This is a genomic window from Methylobacterium aerolatum (genome assembly GCF_022179085.1).
GTDB lineage: Bacteria > Pseudomonadota > Alphaproteobacteria > Rhizobiales > Beijerinckiaceae > Methylobacterium > Methylobacterium aerolatum.
Map to the genome: position 1 here is coordinate 1 of NZ_BPQE01000009.1, position 18,229 is coordinate 18,229.

Consider the following 18,229-nt stretch of genomic DNA (forward strand, 5'->3'; position numbering starts at 1 on the left):
CAAGGAGTACCTCGTGCTCCTCGGGGCGATGGAGCGCGAGGTACTCCTTGAGGGTGACGGGAACCTTCGCCTCGCGCAGGGCGGTGAAGAACTGAAGCAGCATGGGCCGACAACGCGCGAGGGCGGGGCAGGGGTCAAGTCACCCGCCGATCATTCGGCGCCGACCCGGCGGCCGTGGAGGGTCCCGTCACGCCGCGCCGCACCATTCCGGCGCCGTCGAATCCTGCGCGAATCACCCCGCGACGCCGCAGAGTCTTCCCGGCTTGGCCTTAAGTGTTGCGTCGCTCGGAGGAAGAGTTAATCTCCGGGCGCAGCGCGCTCGACTCTCGTTCTAGATTCGGAATCTGGGCATAAACCCGGAATCCTGTTGATATCTACCCCCAGGAGACTCGCGCAGTCACTTAAACCGTCACGGGAATCACCCCACCTTCTTCGGAACGGCAACGACGCCAGCAATCCTGCGGGCGGGGCCGGAGTCCAAGGAGACCTGCCGTGGCGGTCATCCTGCGTAGCTTACCCGAGTTCAAACGGTTTCTCGCGAAGCCGGGCGCGACGATTCAGGTGGTGCGCAACACCTTCATGGATCGGCAGCCGGAGGCGACTCGGGCGGCATACCGGGACCGGGGGATGTATGCGCCGCGCGCGGTCCAGGCCCTGTCGCGCAAGGCCGCGGTGTTCAGCCTCCGGGGCTTTCCCGGCACCGTCTGGCTCTACTGGGACAAGGGCGCCCGCGGCTGGCGCTTCCAGGGGGACACGGTGACGGTCCCCCTCGTGACCGGCCTCGGCGCGCCAGACGAGATCACCTACCGTTGCAGCTTCGCCGAGGGGTTCGAGCCGGTGGCCCGTCCCCGCTCGCCCCGGCGGTCCGCTCCCCCGGCCGAGACGGCTCCTCCGCCGGTCTGACGCGCCGCCGACGCCGGCGGCAGGGGAGCGCCCACAGGGGCGGCGGCAAGGGCGGCGGCAAGGACGCCGACAAGGGCGCCGGTCAGCTCGCCGCCTTCTCGGCGCGCGCGGGCGCCTCGCGCTTCTCGGGCTCTGCAGCCCGCGGCAGGGCCTTCCCGACCGTGCGGCGGGCGCGGAACACGGGCTTCGCCTCGGATTCGCGCTTCTTGAGCAGCGTGCGGTACTCGTCCCGGCGCTCGTGGATCGAGGCGATGACGAGGCCCATCGGAACGCCGACATCCACGAGGACCGCCTCGGACAGCTGCAGGGAGGCCTCGATCGTCTCCGGCACCGCGTCGTCGACCCCGATCTCGTAGAGCGAGGCGGCGTGCCGCGCGTCGCGGGCGCGGGCGACGATGGTCAGATCGGGGCGCACGCTGCGCGCGGCGGTCACCGCCGCCTCCACGGAGCGCGGGGTATCGAGGGTCACGACGAGGGCGCGGGCGCTCTCGATGCCGCTGTAGCGCAGGATCTCGACGTTGCCGGAATCGCCGAAATAGACGGGCGCGCCGGTCCGGCGCTGCTCGGCCACCCGCGCGGCGTCGGAATCGAGGGCGATGTAGGGGATCTTGTGGCGGGCCAGCATCTCGCCGACCTGCCGCCCGACCCGCCCGAAGCCCGCGACGATGACCCGGTTCTCCACCTTCTCGGGCAGGGGCTCCGCCACGATCTGGCCCTTGGCCGCCGCGGCGGCGTGGCGGCCCATCCCGCGGCCGAGGCTGGCCAGTCCGGGGATGAGGATCATGGTCACGGTGGTGACGATCAGCGCGGCGCCGCCGACCTCTTCCGGCACGAGGCCGGTGGCCATGGCGCCGCCGATCAGCACGAAGGCGAACTCGCCCCCGGGCCCGAGGAGCAACGCGGCCTCCAGCGCCACGCCCCGCGACAGGCCGAAGACCGGCGCGGCCATGACGACCACGGCGGCCTTGATCAGCACGAGGGCCAGCGACAGGCCGAGGATCGCGCCGGGCGAGGCCATGAGCTGCGCCGGATCGAGGTTCATGCCCACGGAGACGAAGAACACCCCGAGAAGGAGGCCCTTGAACGGGTCGATCGTCGCCTCGATGGCCCGGCGGTACTCGGTCTCGGCCAGCAGCAGGCCGGCGACGAAGGCGCCCAGCGTCATCGAGAGGCCGCTCGCGGCGGCGGTGAGGGCGGTCCCCACGATCACGAGGAGGCAGGCCGCCATGAACAGCTCGTTGGAGCGGGTGCGGGCGACGAGCTGGAACAGCGGGCGCAGGGCGAGGCGCCCGGCCACCACGATCAGCACCAGGGCCACCGCCGCCTGCCCGATGGCGAAGAGCAGGGCGAGACCCTTGTCGCCCCCCGTGTCGCGCCCGAGCACGGCGATGGCGAACAGGACCGGCGCCACGGCGAGGTCCTGGAACAGGAGCATCGCGAAGCTCGCCCGGCCCGTCGGCGTGTTGAGCCGCCGCTGCTCGGCCAGCACGGGCAGCACCACCGCCGTGGAGGACAGGGCGAGACCGACGCCGACGATCACCGCGCCGGTCAACGGCACGTCGAGCCCGTAGAGGATCGTGCCGAGAATCAGGGTGGAGCAGCCGACCTGCAGGGCGCCCAGTCCGAAGACGAGGCGGCGGAGCGTCCGCAGACGTTCCCAGGACAGCTCGATGCCGATCATGAACATCAGGAAGATCACGCCGAATTCGGCGAGGTGCGAGATCTCCGTGCGGTTGCCGATGGTGAAGAGGTGGAACGAGGGCCACTGCTCCGCGAAGCGCCCGAGGCCGAAGGGCCCGAGCAGGGCCCCCGCGCCGATGAAGCCGAGCACCGGCGAAATGCGCAACCGATGGAACAGCGGGACGACGATTCCCGCCGTGACGAGGAACAGGATTGCTTCCTTGTAGGAGCCGGCATGGACCTCTGGCATCGGCGGCGGATCGAACCTCGTGTTGTCGTCGGAGCCGGAGCGGCGCGCGATCATGGGCGCTGTGTTCCGCCCCGGCAACCGTAAACCGGACGCCATCGTGCCGAATGGCACGCGAAGACCACCCTGAACTGGACGAAAGCCGTCAAGCTCAACCGAAGATTAAGGGATTGCCCCGAATCGCGCCGGCCCGTCGGCGAGATGACGGGGCCTTGCCGCATCGACTCCTGCCGATGCGAGAGCGGCCCCCTTCGGAGCCGCGACAGCGCCGCCCGTCTCGGCGCGCGTCGGCGAAGCAAGCCTGGGCAGCGGGACGTTCGGAGGCGCCGGCGCATCCCTGGATCGCCTCGCTTCGCGCGCACAGACGGGCGGGTGGATCGGCAAGCCCTCCGCGTCCGCTCCGTGAGGCATTTCCGCCCGACGGGCGAAGGTTTCCCCCAAGAAACAAAGCATGGCGCAAAATCGGCACAATGCCTGCCTACGAAAATTATTAAGAGGTGTACTGCGCTCGGTGACACCGTGCCCTGCGTGTGGCGAGACCGATGAATTCGTTGAAGTCGCTTTTCTCGACGTCAGGGCGTGCTTCGAAGGCACCGCCGAGCCGCGAGATCGCCCGCGAGAAGCGGGAATGGAAGATCGAGTCCGACCGGTGGCGTCATCAGCGGCACGTGGAGAAGGGCTACCGCATCAAGTGGGGCTACGTCGCCATCGCCTACCTCGTCGAGTTCATGGTCATCGGCGCCTCGCTCGCCGGGGCGTGGCTGTTCGCGGGCGTCTACAGCGACGGGGACTGGCACGCCTTCTACTTCATGCTCCTGGCGCCGCTGGTCTACGCCGCGGTGGAGCTGTGCCGGGTGCCGCTCGGCATCCTGGCCCGCACGCAGCGCTCCTATTTCATCCGGGGGCTCGCGATCCTCGGCATCATCTTCGCGGCGGGCGTCACCACCAAGTCGGTCTCCCAGCTCGGCGAGATGATGTTCCATCCCCGCCTGATGGATGCGGCCCGCACCAAGACCACCCTGAAGGACGCCCAGGCCGACCGCGCCACCATCGAGGACCGCATCAAGGCGGCCGACGACCGCGTGGCCTCGTACACGGCCGAACTCGACCAGATCGAGAAGCGGGCCGGCGACAACGCCCAGCAGCTCGCCGGCCTTCCGGCGCAGCGCTGCGAGAAGGTGTTCGGCACCAACTCGAAGGGCGTGCGCTACCAGAACCTGAAATGCGTCGCCGACCCCCGCGTGGCGGCCCTCTCTGCGGGCGTCACCAAGGCCAATGCCGACCGCACGGCGCTGGTGAAGGACCTCGAGGAAGCCCGCAAGGCCCGCGCCGCCCTCGACCGGGGCGCCGCCGACCGCCGGGTCGCCGACGCCGAGCAGGCCTATCGCAACGCCGTGAACCGCTCGCAGCTGCACTCCTTCACGGCCATGGTCTACGGCGTCGATCCGATCGACGTCTCGGAGCAGCAGGTCCACGCGTTCCTGCGGATCTTCGTGTTCCTCCCGGCCCTGTGCGCCGCCTTCGCCTCGACGATCCTGGCGCTCTGCGCAGTCTCGACCCGACGGACCTTCATGGATGAGGACGACCTCGGCGCCGCCGTGAACCCGGAGGCGGCGCCCTTCATGCTCGACGCGATCACCGAGGCCCTGCGCGCCGACCCCGCCGTGGCGCGGCCGACACCGCAGATCACGCCGCAGGCCGCGCCCCAAGCGCCGCCGCCTCCCGCCGCCGTCATCCCGATGAGCCGCCCGGCGACGGCCCAGCCGTCCCTGCCGAACCCGAACCTTCCTGCCGCTGGAGCCGGCGCATGAACTACGTCGCCTCCGGGACCCCTGAGAACATCGCCCTCGCGCAGCAGGTGAACACCCGCCTGAGGGCGGACGCGAAGTACGTCTCCGCCCGGGCCTTCCTCCTCCGCGCCACCGGGCTCGGCGCCTTCCTCTGCCTCACCGGGGCGGGGATCGGCGCGGCGGCCTATGGCTGGGCGACGATGAACCAGTTCGACACCGCCGCCGAGAAGATCGCCTCGGCGATGCAGGCCGCCCTGTCGGACGTGACGCTCAAGACCAAGGGCGAGGTGACCCTCACCGACAACACCCTCAAGCTCGAGGGCCTGCCCAAGCTCGGCAACGGCGTCCCGACGCCGTCCAAGGCGCAGCTCGGCGAGCAGGCGGCCCCCGCCTCCAAGGCGCAGGTCAACACCACCTTCACGGTGTTCAAGCAGGTGCCCTACCTCGACGGGCAGATCGTCACCGGCTGGAATTTCAAGGACAACGCCGAGCAGCCCTACCAGCAGTACTGCTACTTCTCCCGGCGCTCGAACGAGACCAAGGGGCAGGTCGAGATCAAGATCGACCTCGCCATGGACGGCAAGACCCTGCCGCAGCCGCAGAAATCCGACGTGAACCTCGAGATCCTGGCCCGTAACTGCGTGTGGCACGAGAAGGGCTGAGGGACGCTCCCGGACATAGAACGGGACTCAAATCGACGGCCTCGTCCTGCGTGTCCGGCCGGGAAGCCCCTCCGTCCCCTCGACCCCCCTCATCCCGAGGTGCGGCGAAGCCGCGTCGAAGGAGGGCTCCAGGGAACGCCGCGCGCTCTGGAGGTCTTCTCCGAAGCCGCCGCTGCTTGGCGCCGCCTCAGGATGAGGGCGAGGGATCGGGAACGGCGTCGTGCTTGCGGCCCGGCCGCGCCCCGCGCTAACCGTGACCCCAGGCCCGCCTTCCGAGACCGCGATGCGCTTTTCCGGCACCGACACCTACGTCGCCACCCCCGACCTGACGGCGGCAGTGAACGCCGCCGTGACCCTGGAGCGCCCGCTCCTGGTGAAGGGCGAGCCCGGCACCGGCAAGACCGTGCTGGCGGAGGAGATCGCCAAGGGGCTGAACGCGCCGCTGATCGTGTGGAACGTGAAGTCCACCACCAAGGCGCAGCAGGGCCTCTACGAGTACGATGCGGTCTCGCGCCTGCGCGACTCCCAGCTCGGCGACCCGAAGGTCTCGGAGATCGGGAACTACATCCGCCGGGGCAAGCTGTGGGAGGCCTTCACCGCCCCCGAGCGGCCGGTCCTGCTGATCGACGAGGTCGACAAGGCCGACATCGAGTTCCCCAACGACCTGCTCACCGAACTCGACCGGATGGAGTTCCACGTCTACGAGACAGGGGAGACGGTGAAGGCCGTGCGGCGGCCGGTGGTGATCATCACCTCGAACAACGAGAAGGAATTGCCGGACGCGTTCCTGCGCCGCTGCTTCTTCCACTACATCCGCTTCCCCGACGCCGACACGCTGCGCGCCATCGTCGAGGTGCACTATCCCGGCATCAAGGGCCGCCTCGTGGAGGAGGCGCTCCGGGTGTTTCTGGAGACCCGCGAGGTGCCGGGCCTCAAGAAGAAGCCCTCGACCTCGGAACTCCTCGACTGGCTGAAGCTCCTCGTCTCCGAGGACATCTCCCCCGAGACCCTGCGCGAGCAGGACGGCCGCAAGCTCATCCCGCCGCTGCACGGGGCGCTGCTGAAAAACGAGCAGGACGTGAGCCTCTTCGAGAAGCTCGCCTTCATGACCCGGCGCGAGGGGCGGAAGGGGTAGGCGCGAAACGCCGCCGCTACCGCTTCGCGCCAGCCAAGGGACCATCATGCGCCGCCTCATCCTCCTGCGCCACGCCAAGTCCGACCGCCCGCCGGGCGTCCGCGATCTCGAACGGCCGCTCAACAAGCGCGGTCGCCGGGCGGCGCCGGCCGTCGGGGCGCGGCTTGCGGAGGAGGGGCTGGTGCCCGACCTCGCCCTCGTCTCGCCCGCGACGCGGACCCGGGAGACCTGGGCGCTCGTGAAGGAGGCCCTCGGAGCCGTGCCGGACCAGACGGTGGAGGCCATCTACGAGGCCGCCGCCCGGGACATCCTCACCGCCGTGCGGGCCGCGCCGCCGGAGGCCGGGACGCTCCTCGTGGTCGGTCACAATCCGGGGATGGGCGACCTCGCCGCCTCGCTGGTGGGCGCGGGCCCCAAGGGCCTGCGCGCCCTGCTCGCCATGGAATACCCCACGGCGGCCTTCGCGGCGATCGCGTTCGAGGCCGAGTCCTGGGCCGGGATCGGCCCGGGCAAGGGGCGGCTGGAGCACTTCGTCCGCCCCCGCGACATCGACCCCGGCCTGGCGGGCTGACCGCTACACCGGCACCGGCGCCGCGTGCCGCGCCACCTCGTCGTGGGAGGGGAGGGGCGAGCCCGGCATGAAGGCCTCGAAGGCGGCCCAGAAATCCTGACGGATCGCGTCGCGCTCCGTGAGGATCTCATGGCGGGCGTCGGCCAGGACGATCAGGTGCCCGGCCCGCATCCGCGCGACGAAGCGCTCGGTGACCGGCGTGCCGCAGACCGGATCGGCCCCGGCCGCGACGACGAGGGTCGGCAGGGCGATCAGCGGCGGGAGGCGGGGGTCGCGCAGGCGCGCCATGGCCCGGAACGCCTCCGCCAGCCACGCGATGGTCGGGTCGCCCACCGCCCCGGCCCCCACCTGCCGGGCCGCCGCCGCGTTGCGGGCGTAGCGCTTCGGATCGCGGCACAGGCGGTTGCCGGGATAGGGGTTGGTCGCGATGGAGACCGGCTTGCCGAAGGGAATGGACCGGGCGCCGAAGCCGAGGCGATGCAGGGTCCGGGCGAGGAGTGAGGCCGCCGCCGGGAAGCGGATCATGCGGATCGAGAGCATCGGCGCCACGGTCACGAGCCGCTGGAACGGCAGCCAGCCGTCGATGGCCCCGGTGAGGGCGACGCAGCCGCCCATGGAGTGGGCGAGGCACAGATGCGGCTCCGGCATGTGCGGGCGCACCACCGTCTCCACGACGGCGAGGAGGTCGCGGCGGTAATCGTCGAACCGGGCGACGTGCCCCTTGCGCGGGTCGTCGACGCGCCGGTCGGACTCGCCCTGGCCGCGCCAGTCGAAGGCCACCACCGCGTAGCCCCGGGCGCGGAGGTCCGTGATCGTCTCGTAGTACTTCTCGATGAATTCGGCCCGTCCCTGGAGCAGGGTGACGGTGCCGCGGCAGGTCCGGGTCGTCGGCATCCAGCGGGCGGCGCGCAGGGTGCAATCGTCCCGGGTGCCCACGGCCGCCAGGGTGCCGCCGGGGGGCGCCGGATTGTCCGGCGTGTCCCGCAGGGTGAACATCGGGGCCTGTCCCCCGGACGATCCGTCGCCGCGCCTCACGCCCGTCTCCCTGCCACCGGCCCCACGGGCATCCTCACGCGGCGAAGCCCGCCGGAACCTGCCAAAAAATCCGTTCACCCGCATCCGGGAAGGGTCTTGCGACCCCGATCGTCCACCCCGATATCCGTTTCGTGCCGGCCGTCAGGCGGCACACGAGACGGGTCCGGCCCTTTGCGGCGGACCGCACCTGCATGTTGCTCTTTACCGAGGATATGTCATGCGTCAGTTCGATTTGACCCCCCTGTACCGTTCCACCGTCGGCTTCGACCGCCTGTTCTCCGCCCTCGACCAGTTCGCGAGCGCCGAGACCGCACCGAGCTACCCGCCCTACAACATCGAGCGGACGGCCGAGAACGCCTACCGCATCACCGTCGCGGTGGCGGGCTTCACCGAGGAAGACCTCGCCATCGAGGTCCGGGAGAACGCCCTGACCCTGCGCGGCGAGCGCAAGGCCGAGGCCGAGAAGCGCGCGGAATTCCTGCACCAGGGCATCGCCGCCCGCGCCTTCGAGCGCCGGTTTCAGCTGGCCGACCACGTTCAGGTGACGGGCGCCATCCTGGAGAACGGGCTGCTTCACGTCGACCTCGTGCGCGAGGTGCCCGAGGCCAAGAAGCCCCGCCGCATCGAGATCGCCACGAAGGGCCGCACCTCCGCCCCGGTGATCGAGGGCCAGGTGGCGGACGGCGTGCAGAAGGCCGCCTAACCGCGCCCCGCTCCCGGCGACGCCCCGGCCCCCCGGCCGGGGCGTTCGCTTATCGGCCGCCGGTGTCATAAAGCCGTGGCGACGTCGTGCTGATGTCGGGCCACGCGGAGGCCCGGCGCGGGCGCGCGATGCGAGGGGGCGATGGCCGGCAATCCGTTTCACCGCGAGGCCTACGCGGCCCTGGGCGCCGGCCTCCAGAAGGGCGTGCAGTGGGGCGTCGCCGCTCCGCTGGCGAAGCTGACCCGCCGTTCGCCCACGCCTGCCGCCATCGCCGGCGTGCTGGCCGAGGCCGACCCGATCCGCTTGCCGGAGGTGGCGCGCGACGGCCTCGCTGGCCGCACCCTCGGCCGCATCGGCCCCCTGGAGGTCCGTCTCGCCACCCGCCGGTCGGAGATCCGGCGGGCGCAGCGGCTGCGGTTCAAGGTGTTCTACGAGGAGATGGCGGCGGTGCCGACGGGGCTCGCCGCCCTGTCCCGCCGCGATTGCGACGCCTACGACTCCCTCTGCGACCACCTCCTCGTCCTCGACCACGACGCCGTGAGGCCCGCCAAGACGCCCTTCCGGGCGCCGCGGCCGAAGGTGGTCGGGACCTACCGGCTCCTGCGGGGCGAGGTGGCCGAGCGGCACCACGGCTTCTACTCCGAGGGCGAGTACGACCTCTCCCCCGTCCTCGCCGCGCAGGGGCAGCGGCGCCTCCTCGAACTCGGGCGCTCCTGCGTGCTCAAGCCTTATCGCGGCAAGCGGACGGTGGAACTGCTGTGGCAGGGCATCTACGCCTACGTCCTCCACCACCGGATCGACGCGCTGATCGGCTGCGCCTCCCTGGAGGGGACCGATCCGGACCGGCTGGCCCTGCCCCTGTCCTTCCTCCACCACCACGCCCGCGCCCCCGAGCCGTGGCGCGCCCGCGCCCTGCCGGAGCGGGCGGTGCGGATGGACCGCCTCGCCAAGGAGGCCGTGGACCCGAAGGCGGCGCTCCTGGCCCTGCCGCCCCTGATCAAGGGCTACCTCCGCCTCGGCGCCACCTTCGGCGACGGCGCCGTGGTGGACCGCCAGTTCGGCACCACGGACGTCTTCGTCGCCCTGCCGGTGGAGCGGATCGGCGCGCGCTACCGGGGGCATTTCGCGCCGGGGTAGGGGGTGAGGCATCCTCCGAGACGCCCTGGAGCGGCTTGGAAGGCCCCCCCTCTCCCCGACTTGCGGGGAGAGGCCCGTTTGCACCTCGCCGTGCAAACGGGGAGCGAGAGGCGGAGCCGGAGCGATGGTGAGGGGGCTGGCCGGATAAGACTCTTTCGGTGCGCCCCCCTCACCATCGGCTGCCGCCTCGCTTCGCCCCCGACAAGGGGGGCTCAGCCCTCTCCCCGCAGGCGGGGAGAGAGGCCCACGACACCCCTCCGTTGACACTGCCCCCGCCCCGGCGGATACCCCCGCCGATCCGATGCAGCAGCGCCTCGCCAAGACCCATGCCAAGACCGCGGTGATGGTGGCCCACGACCTTGCGGCGACCGTCGCGGCCGTGGTGCTGACCTTCCTGTTCCGCTTCCATGGGGCGGCGCTCGCCGAGCGCCTGCACGCCCTGCCCCTGCTGCTGCCGCCGTTCCTCGTGGTGGCCGGGGTGGTCTACGCCCGGTTCCGGCTTTACCGGACCAAGTGGCGCTTCGCCTCCCTGCCGGACCTCGCCGGGATCGTGCGCGCCGCGAGCGTGCTGGCCCTCGCCCTCCTCGTGGTCGATTGGGTGCTGGTTTCGGCCGACCTCTACGGCTTCTACTTCTTCGGCAAGATCGCGATCCTGCTCTATTGGGTGTTGCAGATCTTCCTGCTCGGCGGGACGCGGCTGGCCTTCCGCTACCTGAAATACGCGCGCTCGCGCCAAACCAACGCCAGGGCCGCCACGGTGCCGACCCTGCTGCTCGGCCGGGGCTCCGACATCGACGTGCTGCTGCGGGCGATCGAGACCGGCGCGGTGCGGAAGCTCTCGCCCCGGGGCATCCTGTCGCCGAAGGGGAACGAGGCCGGGCAGTACATGCGCGGCGTGCCTGTCCTCGGCGGGTTCGAGGATCTGGAGCGGGTGGTGATGGATCTGGGCTCCCGGGGCGAGCCGATCCGGCGCCTGGTGGCGGCGCCGAGCGCGCTGGCGCCGGAGGCGACGCCCGACGACCTCCTCGCCCGTGCCCGGCGCCTCGGCCTGCCCCTTGCCCGCGTGGTCGGGCTCGGGGAGGGGACGCAGGGGCCGGAGCTGGCCCCCCTGGAGATCGAGGACCTGCTGCTGCGGCCGACGGTGGCCATCGACCGGCCGCGCCTGGAGCGCTTCCTCACCGGCCGCCGGGTGGTGGTGACGGGAGGCGGCGGCTCGATCGGGTCGGAGATCTGCCTGCGGGCGGTGGCCTTCGGCGCGAGCGCCGTGCTGGTGCTGGATTCCTCGGAGCCCGCGCTCCACGGCATCCTCAGCCATCCGGCGATCCTGGCGGCCCAGGCCGAGGTGACGGGCGTCATCGCCGACATCCGCGAGCGGGAGCGGACCTCGGCGGTGATCGCGGCCTTCCGGCCGGACTACGTGATGCACGCCGCCGCCCTGAAGCAGGTGCCCTTCCTCGAACGGGACTGGCAGGAGGGCATCAAGACCAACGTGTTCGGCTCCCTCAACGTCGCCGAGGCGGCGGTGGCGGCGGGTGCCCGCGCCCTGGTGATGATCTCCACCGACAAGGCGATCGAGCCGGTCTCGCAGCTCGGCGTCACCAAGCGCTTCGCGGAGATGATCGCCCAGTCGCTCGACGCCGACCAAGCCCGGTTGCCGGGCCACCCGACCCGGCTCATCGCCGTGCGGTTCGGCAACGTCTTGGGCTCGGCGGGCTCGGTGGTGCCGGTGTTCAAGGCGCAGATCGCCCGGGGCGGCCCGGTGACGGTGACCCACCCGGACATGGTCCGCTACTTCATGACCGTGCGGGAAGCCTGCGACCTCGTGCTCACCGCCGCCTCCCATGCCGACGGCGAGGCGCGGGCCGATGGCGGCGAGCAGGCTGCCGTCTACGTGCTGAAGATGGGCCAGCCGGTGCGGATCGCGGAGCTGGCCGAGCGGATGATCCGGCTGGCGGGCTTCGAGCCCGGCGCCGAGATCGAGATCGCCTATACCGGCGCCCGCCCCGGCGAGCGCCTCAACGAGATCCTCTTCGCCCGCGAGGAGCCCCGGGTCGGGCTGCCGGGGATCGACGGCGTGATGGCCGCCCAGCCGATCTTCGCCGACCGCCCGCGCCTCGACGGATGGCTCGCGCGCCTGCGGGCGGCGGTGGAGGTCGGCGACCGGGCGGCGGCTGACACGGTGTTCGAGGAGGCGGTGCCGCATTTCCGCGAGCGCGGGGCGGCGAAGGCGGACGCGGCGGCACCACCGTCGCAGGCGATTCCCGCCGCCGCCGCCGAGCCAGCGGCATTGGGGTGAGGGGTCCGAGCTTCCGCAACCGTCTTTGCGAGCGAAGCGAAGCAATCCAGGGATCCGCCACGTCCTGAGCCGTCCCGCTGCCCTGGGTCGCTTCACTGCGTTCGCGATGACGGAGGCGTCGGTCAGGACTGGGAGGCCAGCCGCGCCAAGCCCTCCCGCGTCGGCATGGCGGGACGCCACCCCAGGGCAACGAGCCCGTCGGCGCGGGCGACGAGGCCACCCGCCACCCGCTCGAACAGCTCCTGGCGGCCGGTGAGGCGGCAGGCGAGGCCGAGCAGGGCTTCCGGCACGGGGAGAAGCCCCGGCCCGCGCCCGAGGCCGGAGCGCAGGGCCGCGATCATCTCGGCCAAGGTCAGCGGATCCGGGTCGGCGGCGATGAAGGGGGCCTTGAGCGGCCCCGGCGCCCGCAGGAGCACGTCCACGGCGGCCGACAGGCTCTCCAGGGAGATCAGCGAGCGCGTGGCCCGCAGGCCGCCGAGGGGCAGCGGCGCGGGGGAGCGGGCGAGCTTGAGGAGCGCCTCCAGGTTGCCCTTCGCCCCTGGCCCGTAGACCAGGACCGGCCGCAGGGCCGCCCAGTCGAGCCCCGTCGCGGCGAGCGCCTCCTCGGCCTCGCGCTTCGAGCGGCCGTAGGCGTCAGTGGGGCGGGGTGCGTCCGCCTCGGTCACGACACCCGGCGCGGTCGCCCCTGTCTGGGCGCGGATCGAGGACAGGAACACGAAGCGGCGCACCCGCGCCCGCTCGGCGGCCTCCGCGAGGCGGGCCGTCGCCTGGGTGTTGAGGGTGCGGTAATCGTCCTCCGGCGCGCCGGACATGGCGTGGGCGAGCCCGGCGGAATGGACCACCGCGTCCACGTCCGCGAGGGCGGCGGCCATGTTGATCGGCCGGGTGAGGTCGCCCACCACCGCGCTCGCCGCGCCGGGCGGCACCTCCACCGGCCGGCGCAGGAGCACCCGCACCCGGTAGCCCCGGGCGGTGAGGGCGGCCAGCAGGTGCCGCCCGATGAATCCGGTCGACCCGGTGAGCGCCACCAGACCCGTCATCGGCTCTCTCCGGTCAGTCCGGCCACGGGGGAGGGCGGCCGGGCGAAGCGACGCAGCAATCCCGCCACGAGAAGCCCGCCGAGGGCCAGGGCAGCCAGGGAGACCGGCCAGGACGGGCGCAGCACCGTGGCCGCGGCGAGGACGGCGAGGGCGGCATTCACGAGGAAGACCCGCCCGACGACGCCCGTCACCGTCAGCCCGTTCACCGTCGCGCGCTGGTAGAAGTGGCCGCGATGGGCCTCCCAGACCCGCTCGCGCCGGGCGGCCCGGGCGGCGAGCGTCAAGCTCGCGTCGGCGAGGTAGACCAGCGGCAGCAGGATCGCCGCCGCGAGGCCGCCCGCCAGCGCGAGCTGGCACAGGAGCCACGCGGTCACGAGGCCGATCGGCAGGGAGCCGACATCCCCGAGGAAGAGCCCCGCCACCGGCCGGTTGAAGGGCGCGAAGCCGAGCATCGCCCCGAGGAGGGCGGCGGCGACCAGGGTCGGCAGGAGGGGCAGGGCGCCCGCGAGGCCGAGCAGCACCAGGGCGGCGGAGACGGGGACGATCTCCGCGACCGTCATCCAGTCGAGCCCGTCCATGAAGTTCGTCAGGTTCACGAACCACAGGCCGGCGAGCGTCGCCAGCCCCCGCTCCAGCCAGAGGGGGATTTCCGGCACGATCCGCCCGTCGAGGCGGGAGACCAGCAGGCCGACGACGAGGAGTTGCACGGCCAGCCGGGGCAGGGCGGGCAGCGGGCGCAGGTCGTCCACGGCGCCGAGGGCGGCGAGCGCCAGGGTGCCGCCCGCGAGCCAGGTCCAGGCGTCCCGTGGGCCGATCTCGGGGGCGCCCGCCAGCAGACCCGAGACGGTGACGAGCGCCGTCACCACCGCGATCCCGCCACCCTGGGGCGTCGGCACGACGTGGCTGGAGCGGGTGTTCGGGCGGGCCAGCGCGTAGCGCCGCAGGAGCGGCATCAGCCGGAGGACGAGCCCCGCCGACAGGGCGGCGGACAGGGGCACGGCGAGGAGGGGGATCCAGGCGGTCGTCATGCTCTCGCGCTCGCCGCCCCACTCTTTCCTCGGGCGGGCGGCCCCGTGAGTAGACCGGGGAGCGCCCGGAGGCCAGGGCCGGGGCGTTTAGCGGTGGATGACTGGCCCGTGCGGCCGCCGCCTGCGCCGCCGCGCCACGGCCTCGCTTGCGCAACCTCGCCGTTCCCGGCACGTTCTCTCCCTGGAACGGGCGGGCGGCGGAGGACGGCGCCGATGGCGACCCTCAAGGAATTCGAAGAGGCCCTGCGCGAGCACGGCATGAACATGGCGCTGGCGCTGCTGGAGCGCCTGCGCGAGCGCGACCGCGCGACCCGCACGGTCAAGCCCGCCCGCCGCCTCACCGGCCAGAAGATGACGCCGGACCTCGCCCGGCAGATTCTGGAGCTCCACGGCTCCACCGGCATGACCCAGCAGGAGATCGCCTTCAAGGTCGGCGTGAACCAGGGCCGGGTCAACGAGGTGATCAAGCGCGGCAAGTGGCTCACCGACGATCCGCACGCGCCGGAGGCCGTCGCCCGCGACCGGGCCGTGGCCCGCCTGCGCGGCGAGCCGAGGGCGCGCAAGCCCGCCGCCAAGCCCCTCAAGGCTGCCGCCCCGAAGAAGCCCCGCAACCAGGGCCAGCTCGCGCTGGGCGACCTCTGATCGAATCAGGGTGTCCGGAGGGCCGGGCCCTCTGGCGGGTGTAGGGCAGCGACCTGCCGTACCCAGGGGCATCGCCCTTGGACCGCACCAGAGGACTAGTCCTTTGGAAACCTTGATTACCCCAGGCTCTTCGCGGCAGCCACGGCCTCGTCGTCGATCCGATCGACGTCGGGGGCGTCGATGTGGCGGTAGCGGGCCTGGATCAGGCCGAAGGCGCCGAAGGCCGCGTGGCCCGCGGCCACCAGGGCGAGCAGGGCCGTGCCGTAGGGCTGGGCGCGCAGCAGCACGAAGGCGTCGCCGAGCCCCTTGGCCTCCGCCGAACTCTGGTGCCACGCCGCCGCCGCCAGGAAGCCCCCGAGGATGAGGAAGGCGAGCCCCCTGGCGGCGTAGCCGAACCGCCCGGTGGGCTCCGCCCAGCGCCGCCGCGCCTCCGCATCGAGGGCGAGGCGCTTGGTGGTGTCGCCCTTCCACGCCCGCAGGAGGTAGGCCACCGCCGCCCCGGCCACGGCGAGGCCCGCCAGCGCCACGAGCCAGCGGCCCATCGGCTTGCGCAGGAGCCACGCGGTGCCGTCGTGCATCCCGTCCCCGCCGGACAGGCCGAGGCCGAGGCAGAGGGAGGCCGCCGTCCCGGCCAGGCCGAGATAGAGCACGCCGCTTACGAGGTGGGCGCCCCGGGTGGCGAGGCCCTTCAGGGAGGTCCCCCGGCGGTCGGCATCGGTGATGGCCTCCACGGCCCGCCACAGGGCGAAGGCCAGGAGGCCGAGGGCGATGAGGCCGACGAGGGGGGCGCCGAAGGGGCCGACGAGAACCGTGCGGAGGGCATCGTGGCTGTCGCCGGGCCGCCCGCCGCCGAAGGCCGCGAGGAGGGCGAGGATTCCGACGAGGCCGTAGACGACGCCCCGCGCGCCGTAGCCGTACCGGGCAAGACGCTCGACGGTGTTGCGCCCGCCGGGAAGGGGGGAGGCGGACAGGGACAACGGCATGGCCTGAGAACCGGAGATACGCGCTCAACGCGCGGCGCGGCCGTTCCGTTCAGCCGCCGGCGCGCTCGACCCGCCCGCAGAGGGCGACATAGAAGCCGAGCCCGTCCTGGGCGGGCAAGGTCTGCAGGCGCTCGACGAGGCCCCGGCGCTTGGCGTCGAGGAGCAGGCGCCCGGCCGGCTGGAACAGGGTCTCCCCGCCCCCCTCGGGCGGCGGATCGAGCCGCACGGCGACGGTCTTGCCCTTGGCGAAGCGGCTGCGCTCCAGCATGTCCCGCAGCGACGCCTCGGCCGTCGCCCGGTTGGCGCCGCGCAGGTCCAGCACCGACTCGGCGTCGGTGACGCCCAGCGAACCCCGGAGCTTGGCGGCGTAGAAATCTTCGAAATGGGGCAAGGGCAGACGGCTCGCGGAATGGATGTGCTCTGCCCCCAGGTGTCGCGCATCGCGGGGCCGCCGTCGAGTTCCCCGGATCGGTTTCCGGCGCCCTCGGTCGCCCGGCCGCGTCCCGGCCGGTCAGCCCCCGGCCATCCCCAGGCCGGGGAGGGCGCGTCCGGCATCGAGGAAGCGCTGGGGGTCCACGGGTTCCCCGTCGATCCGGGTCTCGTAATGCAGGTGGGTGCCCGTCGAGCGGCCGGTGGAGCCCACCGTGCCCACGGGGTCGCCCGCAGCGATTCGCTGGCCGGGGCGGACGGCGATGCGGGACAGGTGGCCGAATCGCGTGACGAGACCGTGCCCGTGATCGATCTCCACCATGTTGCCGTAGCCGCCGGACCACTCGGCCTCGGTGACGACGCCCGGCGCCGTCGCCCGCGCCAGCTCACCGTACTCGCCTTTCAGGTCGATGCCGGTATGGAGCGCGAGGCCACGGGTGAAGGGGTCGAGGCGGGGGCCGAAGGTGCTCGACACGGAGAGCGCGCCCGCCAACGGCTGCCTCAGGGGCAGGTCGGCCACGAGGCGCTTGAACTGCTGCCGGTCCCCAACGAGACGGCCCGCCACGGCGAGGCCGCCGTCGAAACCCTGCCGGGCCAGCGCCGTGGCATCGAGCGCCACGAGGGGGCCGCCGACGCGGGCGCCGGCCGTCGTCGGCAGGAGCCGCGCCGGATCGAGGCCCGCCTGGACGACGACGGAGCGCAGCCGGGCGATGCCCGTCTGGGCGCCCGCCGCGATCCGGCCGAGGGCGGAGCCCTGCGCGGCCTCCAGCCCGGCGAGGCGCGCCTCGAGGCGGCCGAGACCGTCCGCGGGGTCCGCGCCGTCGAGGGCGCCGCGGCGGCCGGGAGCGGGCGCCACGGGCTGCATCTCGCGCAGGCCGTAGCCGGCGAGGGGATCGCGGAAGCCGGCCGTGGCCGCCGACGGCGCGTCGGCGGCGTTCACCAGGCCCGCCAGGGCCGCCTGCCGCCGCTCCAGCTCGGCCTGCCGCGCGAGGGCGTTCTCCAGGCGGGCGGTCAGGGCGGAGGCGGATTCGGTCCGCTCGGTCGCCGCCCCGTCGATCCGGTCCCGCAGCCCCGCGATCCGCGCCTCGTAGGCGTTGCGCATGGCCATCTGCCCGGCGAGGATCCGGGAGAGGGCCTGATCGTGGAAGAGGACGAGGTAGGTCGCCGTGCCGGCCCAGGCCAGGCTGACGCCCAGGCCCGCCGCAAGCCAGGACCGGGGGTGCCGGAAGGCGCCGGCCGGGTGCTGCGGGAGGTTGGCTTCAGTCATCACGGGGGACCGCCCTTCGAGACTTCTATTGGAGCGCAGTAAGGTTAAGTTTCCCTGCCTGCGCCGGGCGGCCTCGATCGGGACAGACTCGGGCGGGACGGCGCCTGCGACAGCCCGTCAGGGGAGGGCGCGGGCGGCGTCCAGGACCTCCTCGGCGTGGCCGGGCACCTTCACCTTGGGCCAGACCCGCGCGATCCGGCCCTCGCGGTCGATCAGGACGGTCGTGCGCTCCACGCCCATGTACTTGCGGCCGTACATGCTCTTCTCCACCCACACGCCGTAACGGCCCAGCACCGTCTTGCCCTCGTCGGAGGCGAGAGGAAAGGACAGGCCGTACTTTCCGCAGAACTTATCGTGGCTTTTCACAGGATCCGGCGAAACGCCGACGATTTTAGCCTCCGTTTCTGCAAATTCGGCGAGAAGCGTGTTAAAGTTCTGTGCCTCCAGAGTACAACCGCTGGTGTCGTCTTTCGGGTAGAAATACAATACTACCTTGAACCCCTTGAGGGCGGCGAGGCTGACGCGCCCCTCCGCGGAGGTCGGGAGATCGAAATCGGGGGCGGGTTCGCCTTCGCGCAGGGTCATGCGTGCCTTCCTTTCGGCCGATTGATGGTGTGGGTGAGCGCCGATCGCGGCGCCGCCGCGCCCACAGCCAAGCCCGGTGCGCCGCCGCTGTAAAGG

Annotated in this window: 17 protein-coding genes; 9 read left to right on the forward strand and 8 right to left on the reverse strand. The window is 72.4% G+C overall.

From position 1 onward, the window contains the following. Positions 1 to 492: 492 nt before the first annotated feature. On the forward strand, positions 493 to 903 hold the full coding sequence (locus MFF06_RS06100; RefSeq protein ID WP_238202131.1) for a hypothetical protein: 411 nt from the start codon (positions 493 to 495) through the stop codon (positions 901 to 903). An 82-nt stretch (positions 904 to 985) separates the two neighbouring features. Here MFF06_RS06100 and MFF06_RS06105 read toward each other — a convergent pair whose 3' ends face one another. Next, positions 986 to 2,833 (reverse strand): cation:proton antiporter domain-containing protein, encoded by a 1,848-nt coding sequence (locus tag MFF06_RS06105; protein WP_238202320.1) that lies wholly within the window; start codon positions 2,831 to 2,833, stop codon positions 986 to 988. A 539-nt stretch (positions 2,834 to 3,372) separates the two neighbouring features. Between MFF06_RS06105 and MFF06_RS06110 the strand changes: the two genes are divergently transcribed. The 4 genes from MFF06_RS06110 to MFF06_RS06125 all read left to right on the forward strand — a co-directional run bounded on the left by MFF06_RS06110 (position 3,373) and on the right by MFF06_RS06125 (position 6,988). After that, positions 3,373 to 4,641, forward strand: a complete 1,269-nt coding sequence (locus tag MFF06_RS06110) for an ATPase (RefSeq protein ID WP_238202132.1) — start codon at positions 3,373 to 3,375, stop codon at positions 4,639 to 4,641. Then, positions 4,638 to 5,282: a hypothetical protein gene (locus MFF06_RS06115; RefSeq protein WP_238202133.1), complete on the forward strand. Its 645-nt coding sequence runs from the start codon at positions 4,638 to 4,640 to the stop codon at positions 5,280 to 5,282. The genes MFF06_RS06110 and MFF06_RS06115 overlap by 4 nt, the downstream gene beginning before the upstream one ends. Positions 5,283 to 5,565: 283 nt before the next feature. Then, positions 5,566 to 6,417, forward strand: coding sequence for an AAA family ATPase (locus tag MFF06_RS06120; protein WP_238202134.1), 852 nt, complete (start codon positions 5,566 to 5,568; stop codon positions 6,415 to 6,417). A gap of 46 nt (positions 6,418 to 6,463) precedes the next feature. Then, a complete protein-coding gene (locus MFF06_RS06125) occupies positions 6,464 to 6,988 on the forward strand; it encodes a SixA phosphatase family protein (protein WP_238202135.1) in 525 nt (174 codons plus the stop codon). 3 nt (positions 6,989 to 6,991) lie between these two features. On the opposite strand, the gene MFF06_RS06130 is transcribed toward MFF06_RS06125, so the two are convergent. After that, entirely contained in the window at positions 6,992 to 7,984 is a 993-nt protein-coding gene (locus MFF06_RS06130) for an alpha/beta fold hydrolase (protein ID WP_238202136.1), read from the reverse strand. Between the two features lie 256 nt (positions 7,985 to 8,240). Here MFF06_RS06130 and MFF06_RS06135 point away from each other — a divergent pair, with 256 nt between their 5' ends. From MFF06_RS06135 to MFF06_RS06145, 3 genes are all read left to right on the forward strand, one after another. After that, positions 8,241 to 8,726 (forward strand): Hsp20 family protein, encoded by a 486-nt coding sequence (locus MFF06_RS06135; protein ID WP_238202137.1) that lies wholly within the window; start codon positions 8,241 to 8,243, stop codon positions 8,724 to 8,726. Positions 8,727 to 8,867: 141 nt separating this feature from the next. Further along, complete coding sequence (gene olsB, locus MFF06_RS06140) at positions 8,868 to 9,863, forward strand: l-ornithine N(alpha)-acyltransferase (protein ID WP_238202138.1); 996 nt, start codon at positions 8,868 to 8,870, stop codon at positions 9,861 to 9,863. A 301-nt stretch (positions 9,864 to 10,164) separates the two neighbouring features. After that, the gene (locus MFF06_RS06145; protein ID WP_238202139.1) at positions 10,165 to 12,159 is read left to right on the forward strand and encodes an SDR family NAD(P)-dependent oxidoreductase; all 1,995 of its coding nucleotides are present in this window, start codon (positions 10,165 to 10,167) and stop codon (positions 12,157 to 12,159) included. Between the two features lie 122 nt (positions 12,160 to 12,281). Here the strand turns inward: MFF06_RS06145 and MFF06_RS06150 are convergent, their stop codons facing one another. Together MFF06_RS06150 and MFF06_RS06155 are read right to left on the reverse strand one after the other, a co-directional pair. Beyond that, the gene (locus MFF06_RS06150; RefSeq protein WP_238202140.1) at positions 12,282 to 13,199 is read right to left on the reverse strand and encodes an NAD-dependent epimerase/dehydratase family protein; all 918 of its coding nucleotides are present in this window, start codon (positions 13,197 to 13,199) and stop codon (positions 12,282 to 12,284) included. Beyond that, positions 13,196 to 14,227, reverse strand: a complete 1,032-nt coding sequence (locus tag MFF06_RS06155; RefSeq protein ID WP_238202141.1) for an MraY family glycosyltransferase — start codon at positions 14,225 to 14,227, stop codon at positions 13,196 to 13,198. The genes MFF06_RS06150 and MFF06_RS06155 overlap by 4 nt, the downstream gene beginning before the upstream one ends. 213 nt (positions 14,228 to 14,440) lie before the next feature. Here MFF06_RS06155 and MFF06_RS06160 point away from each other — a divergent pair, with 213 nt between their 5' ends. Further along, the gene (locus MFF06_RS06160; RefSeq protein ID WP_238202142.1) at positions 14,441 to 14,869 is read left to right on the forward strand and encodes an RNA polymerase subunit sigma-70; all 429 of its coding nucleotides are present in this window, start codon (positions 14,441 to 14,443) and stop codon (positions 14,867 to 14,869) included. A 116-nt stretch (positions 14,870 to 14,985) separates the two neighbouring features. On the opposite strand, the gene MFF06_RS06165 is transcribed toward MFF06_RS06160, so the two are convergent. From MFF06_RS06165 to MFF06_RS06180, 4 genes are all read right to left on the reverse strand, one after another. After that, positions 14,986 to 15,852 carry a DUF1206 domain-containing protein gene (locus tag MFF06_RS06165; protein WP_238202143.1) on the reverse strand — a complete coding sequence of 289 codons (867 nt, stop codon included), beginning with the start codon at positions 15,850 to 15,852 and terminating at the stop codon, positions 14,986 to 14,988. Positions 15,853 to 15,901: 49 nt separating this feature from the next. Further along, positions 15,902 to 16,243, reverse strand: a complete 342-nt coding sequence (locus tag MFF06_RS06170) for a hypothetical protein (protein WP_238202144.1) — start codon at positions 16,241 to 16,243, stop codon at positions 15,902 to 15,904. 120 nt (positions 16,244 to 16,363) lie between these two features. Continuing rightward, complete coding sequence (locus tag MFF06_RS06175) at positions 16,364 to 17,548, reverse strand: M23 family metallopeptidase (protein ID WP_238202145.1); 1,185 nt, start codon at positions 17,546 to 17,548, stop codon at positions 16,364 to 16,366. A 117-nt stretch (positions 17,549 to 17,665) separates the two neighbouring features. Next, positions 17,666 to 18,133 (reverse strand): peroxiredoxin, encoded by a 468-nt coding sequence (locus tag MFF06_RS06180; protein WP_238202146.1) that lies wholly within the window; start codon positions 18,131 to 18,133, stop codon positions 17,666 to 17,668. Positions 18,134 to 18,229 lie beyond the last annotated feature (96 nt).

What these genes read in the sequence shown, in the direction of transcription:
- MFF06_RS06105 (WP_238202320.1), bottom strand. Translation starts at nt 2,833, where the DNA reads ATGCCAGAGGTCCATGCCGGCTCCTACAAGGAAGCAATCCTGTTCCTC.
- MFF06_RS06110 (WP_238202132.1), top strand. Translation starts at nt 3,373, where the DNA reads ATGAATTCGTTGAAGTCGCTTTTCTCGACGTCAGGGCGTGCTTCGAAG.
- MFF06_RS06115 (WP_238202133.1), top strand. Translation starts at nt 4,638, where the DNA reads ATGAACTACGTCGCCTCCGGGACCCCTGAGAACATCGCCCTCGCGCAG.
- MFF06_RS06120 (WP_238202134.1), top strand. Translation starts at nt 5,566, where the DNA reads ATGCGCTTTTCCGGCACCGACACCTACGTCGCCACCCCCGACCTGACG.
- MFF06_RS06125 (WP_238202135.1), top strand. Translation starts at nt 6,464, where the DNA reads ATGCGCCGCCTCATCCTCCTGCGCCACGCCAAGTCCGACCGCCCGCCG.
- MFF06_RS06130 (WP_238202136.1), bottom strand. Translation starts at nt 7,984, where the DNA reads ATGTTCACCCTGCGGGACACGCCGGACAATCCGGCGCCCCCCGGCGGC.
- MFF06_RS06135 (WP_238202137.1), top strand. Translation starts at nt 8,241, where the DNA reads ATGCGTCAGTTCGATTTGACCCCCCTGTACCGTTCCACCGTCGGCTTC.
- olsB (WP_238202138.1), top strand. Translation starts at nt 8,868, where the DNA reads ATGGCCGGCAATCCGTTTCACCGCGAGGCCTACGCGGCCCTGGGCGCC.
- MFF06_RS06145 (WP_238202139.1), top strand. Translation starts at nt 10,165, where the DNA reads ATGCAGCAGCGCCTCGCCAAGACCCATGCCAAGACCGCGGTGATGGTG.
- MFF06_RS06150 (WP_238202140.1), bottom strand. Translation starts at nt 13,199, where the DNA reads ATGACGGGTCTGGTGGCGCTCACCGGGTCGACCGGATTCATCGGGCGG.
- MFF06_RS06155 (WP_238202141.1), bottom strand. Translation starts at nt 14,227, where the DNA reads ATGACGACCGCCTGGATCCCCCTCCTCGCCGTGCCCCTGTCCGCCGCC.
- MFF06_RS06160 (WP_238202142.1), top strand. Translation starts at nt 14,441, where the DNA reads ATGGCGACCCTCAAGGAATTCGAAGAGGCCCTGCGCGAGCACGGCATG.
- MFF06_RS06165 (WP_238202143.1), bottom strand. Translation starts at nt 15,852, where the DNA reads ATGCCGTTGTCCCTGTCCGCCTCCCCCCTTCCCGGCGGGCGCAACACC.
- MFF06_RS06175 (WP_238202145.1), bottom strand. Translation starts at nt 17,548, where the DNA reads ATGACTGAAGCCAACCTCCCGCAGCACCCGGCCGGCGCCTTCCGGCAC.
- MFF06_RS06180 (WP_238202146.1), bottom strand. Translation starts at nt 18,133, where the DNA reads ATGACCCTGCGCGAAGGCGAACCCGCCCCCGATTTCGATCTCCCGACC.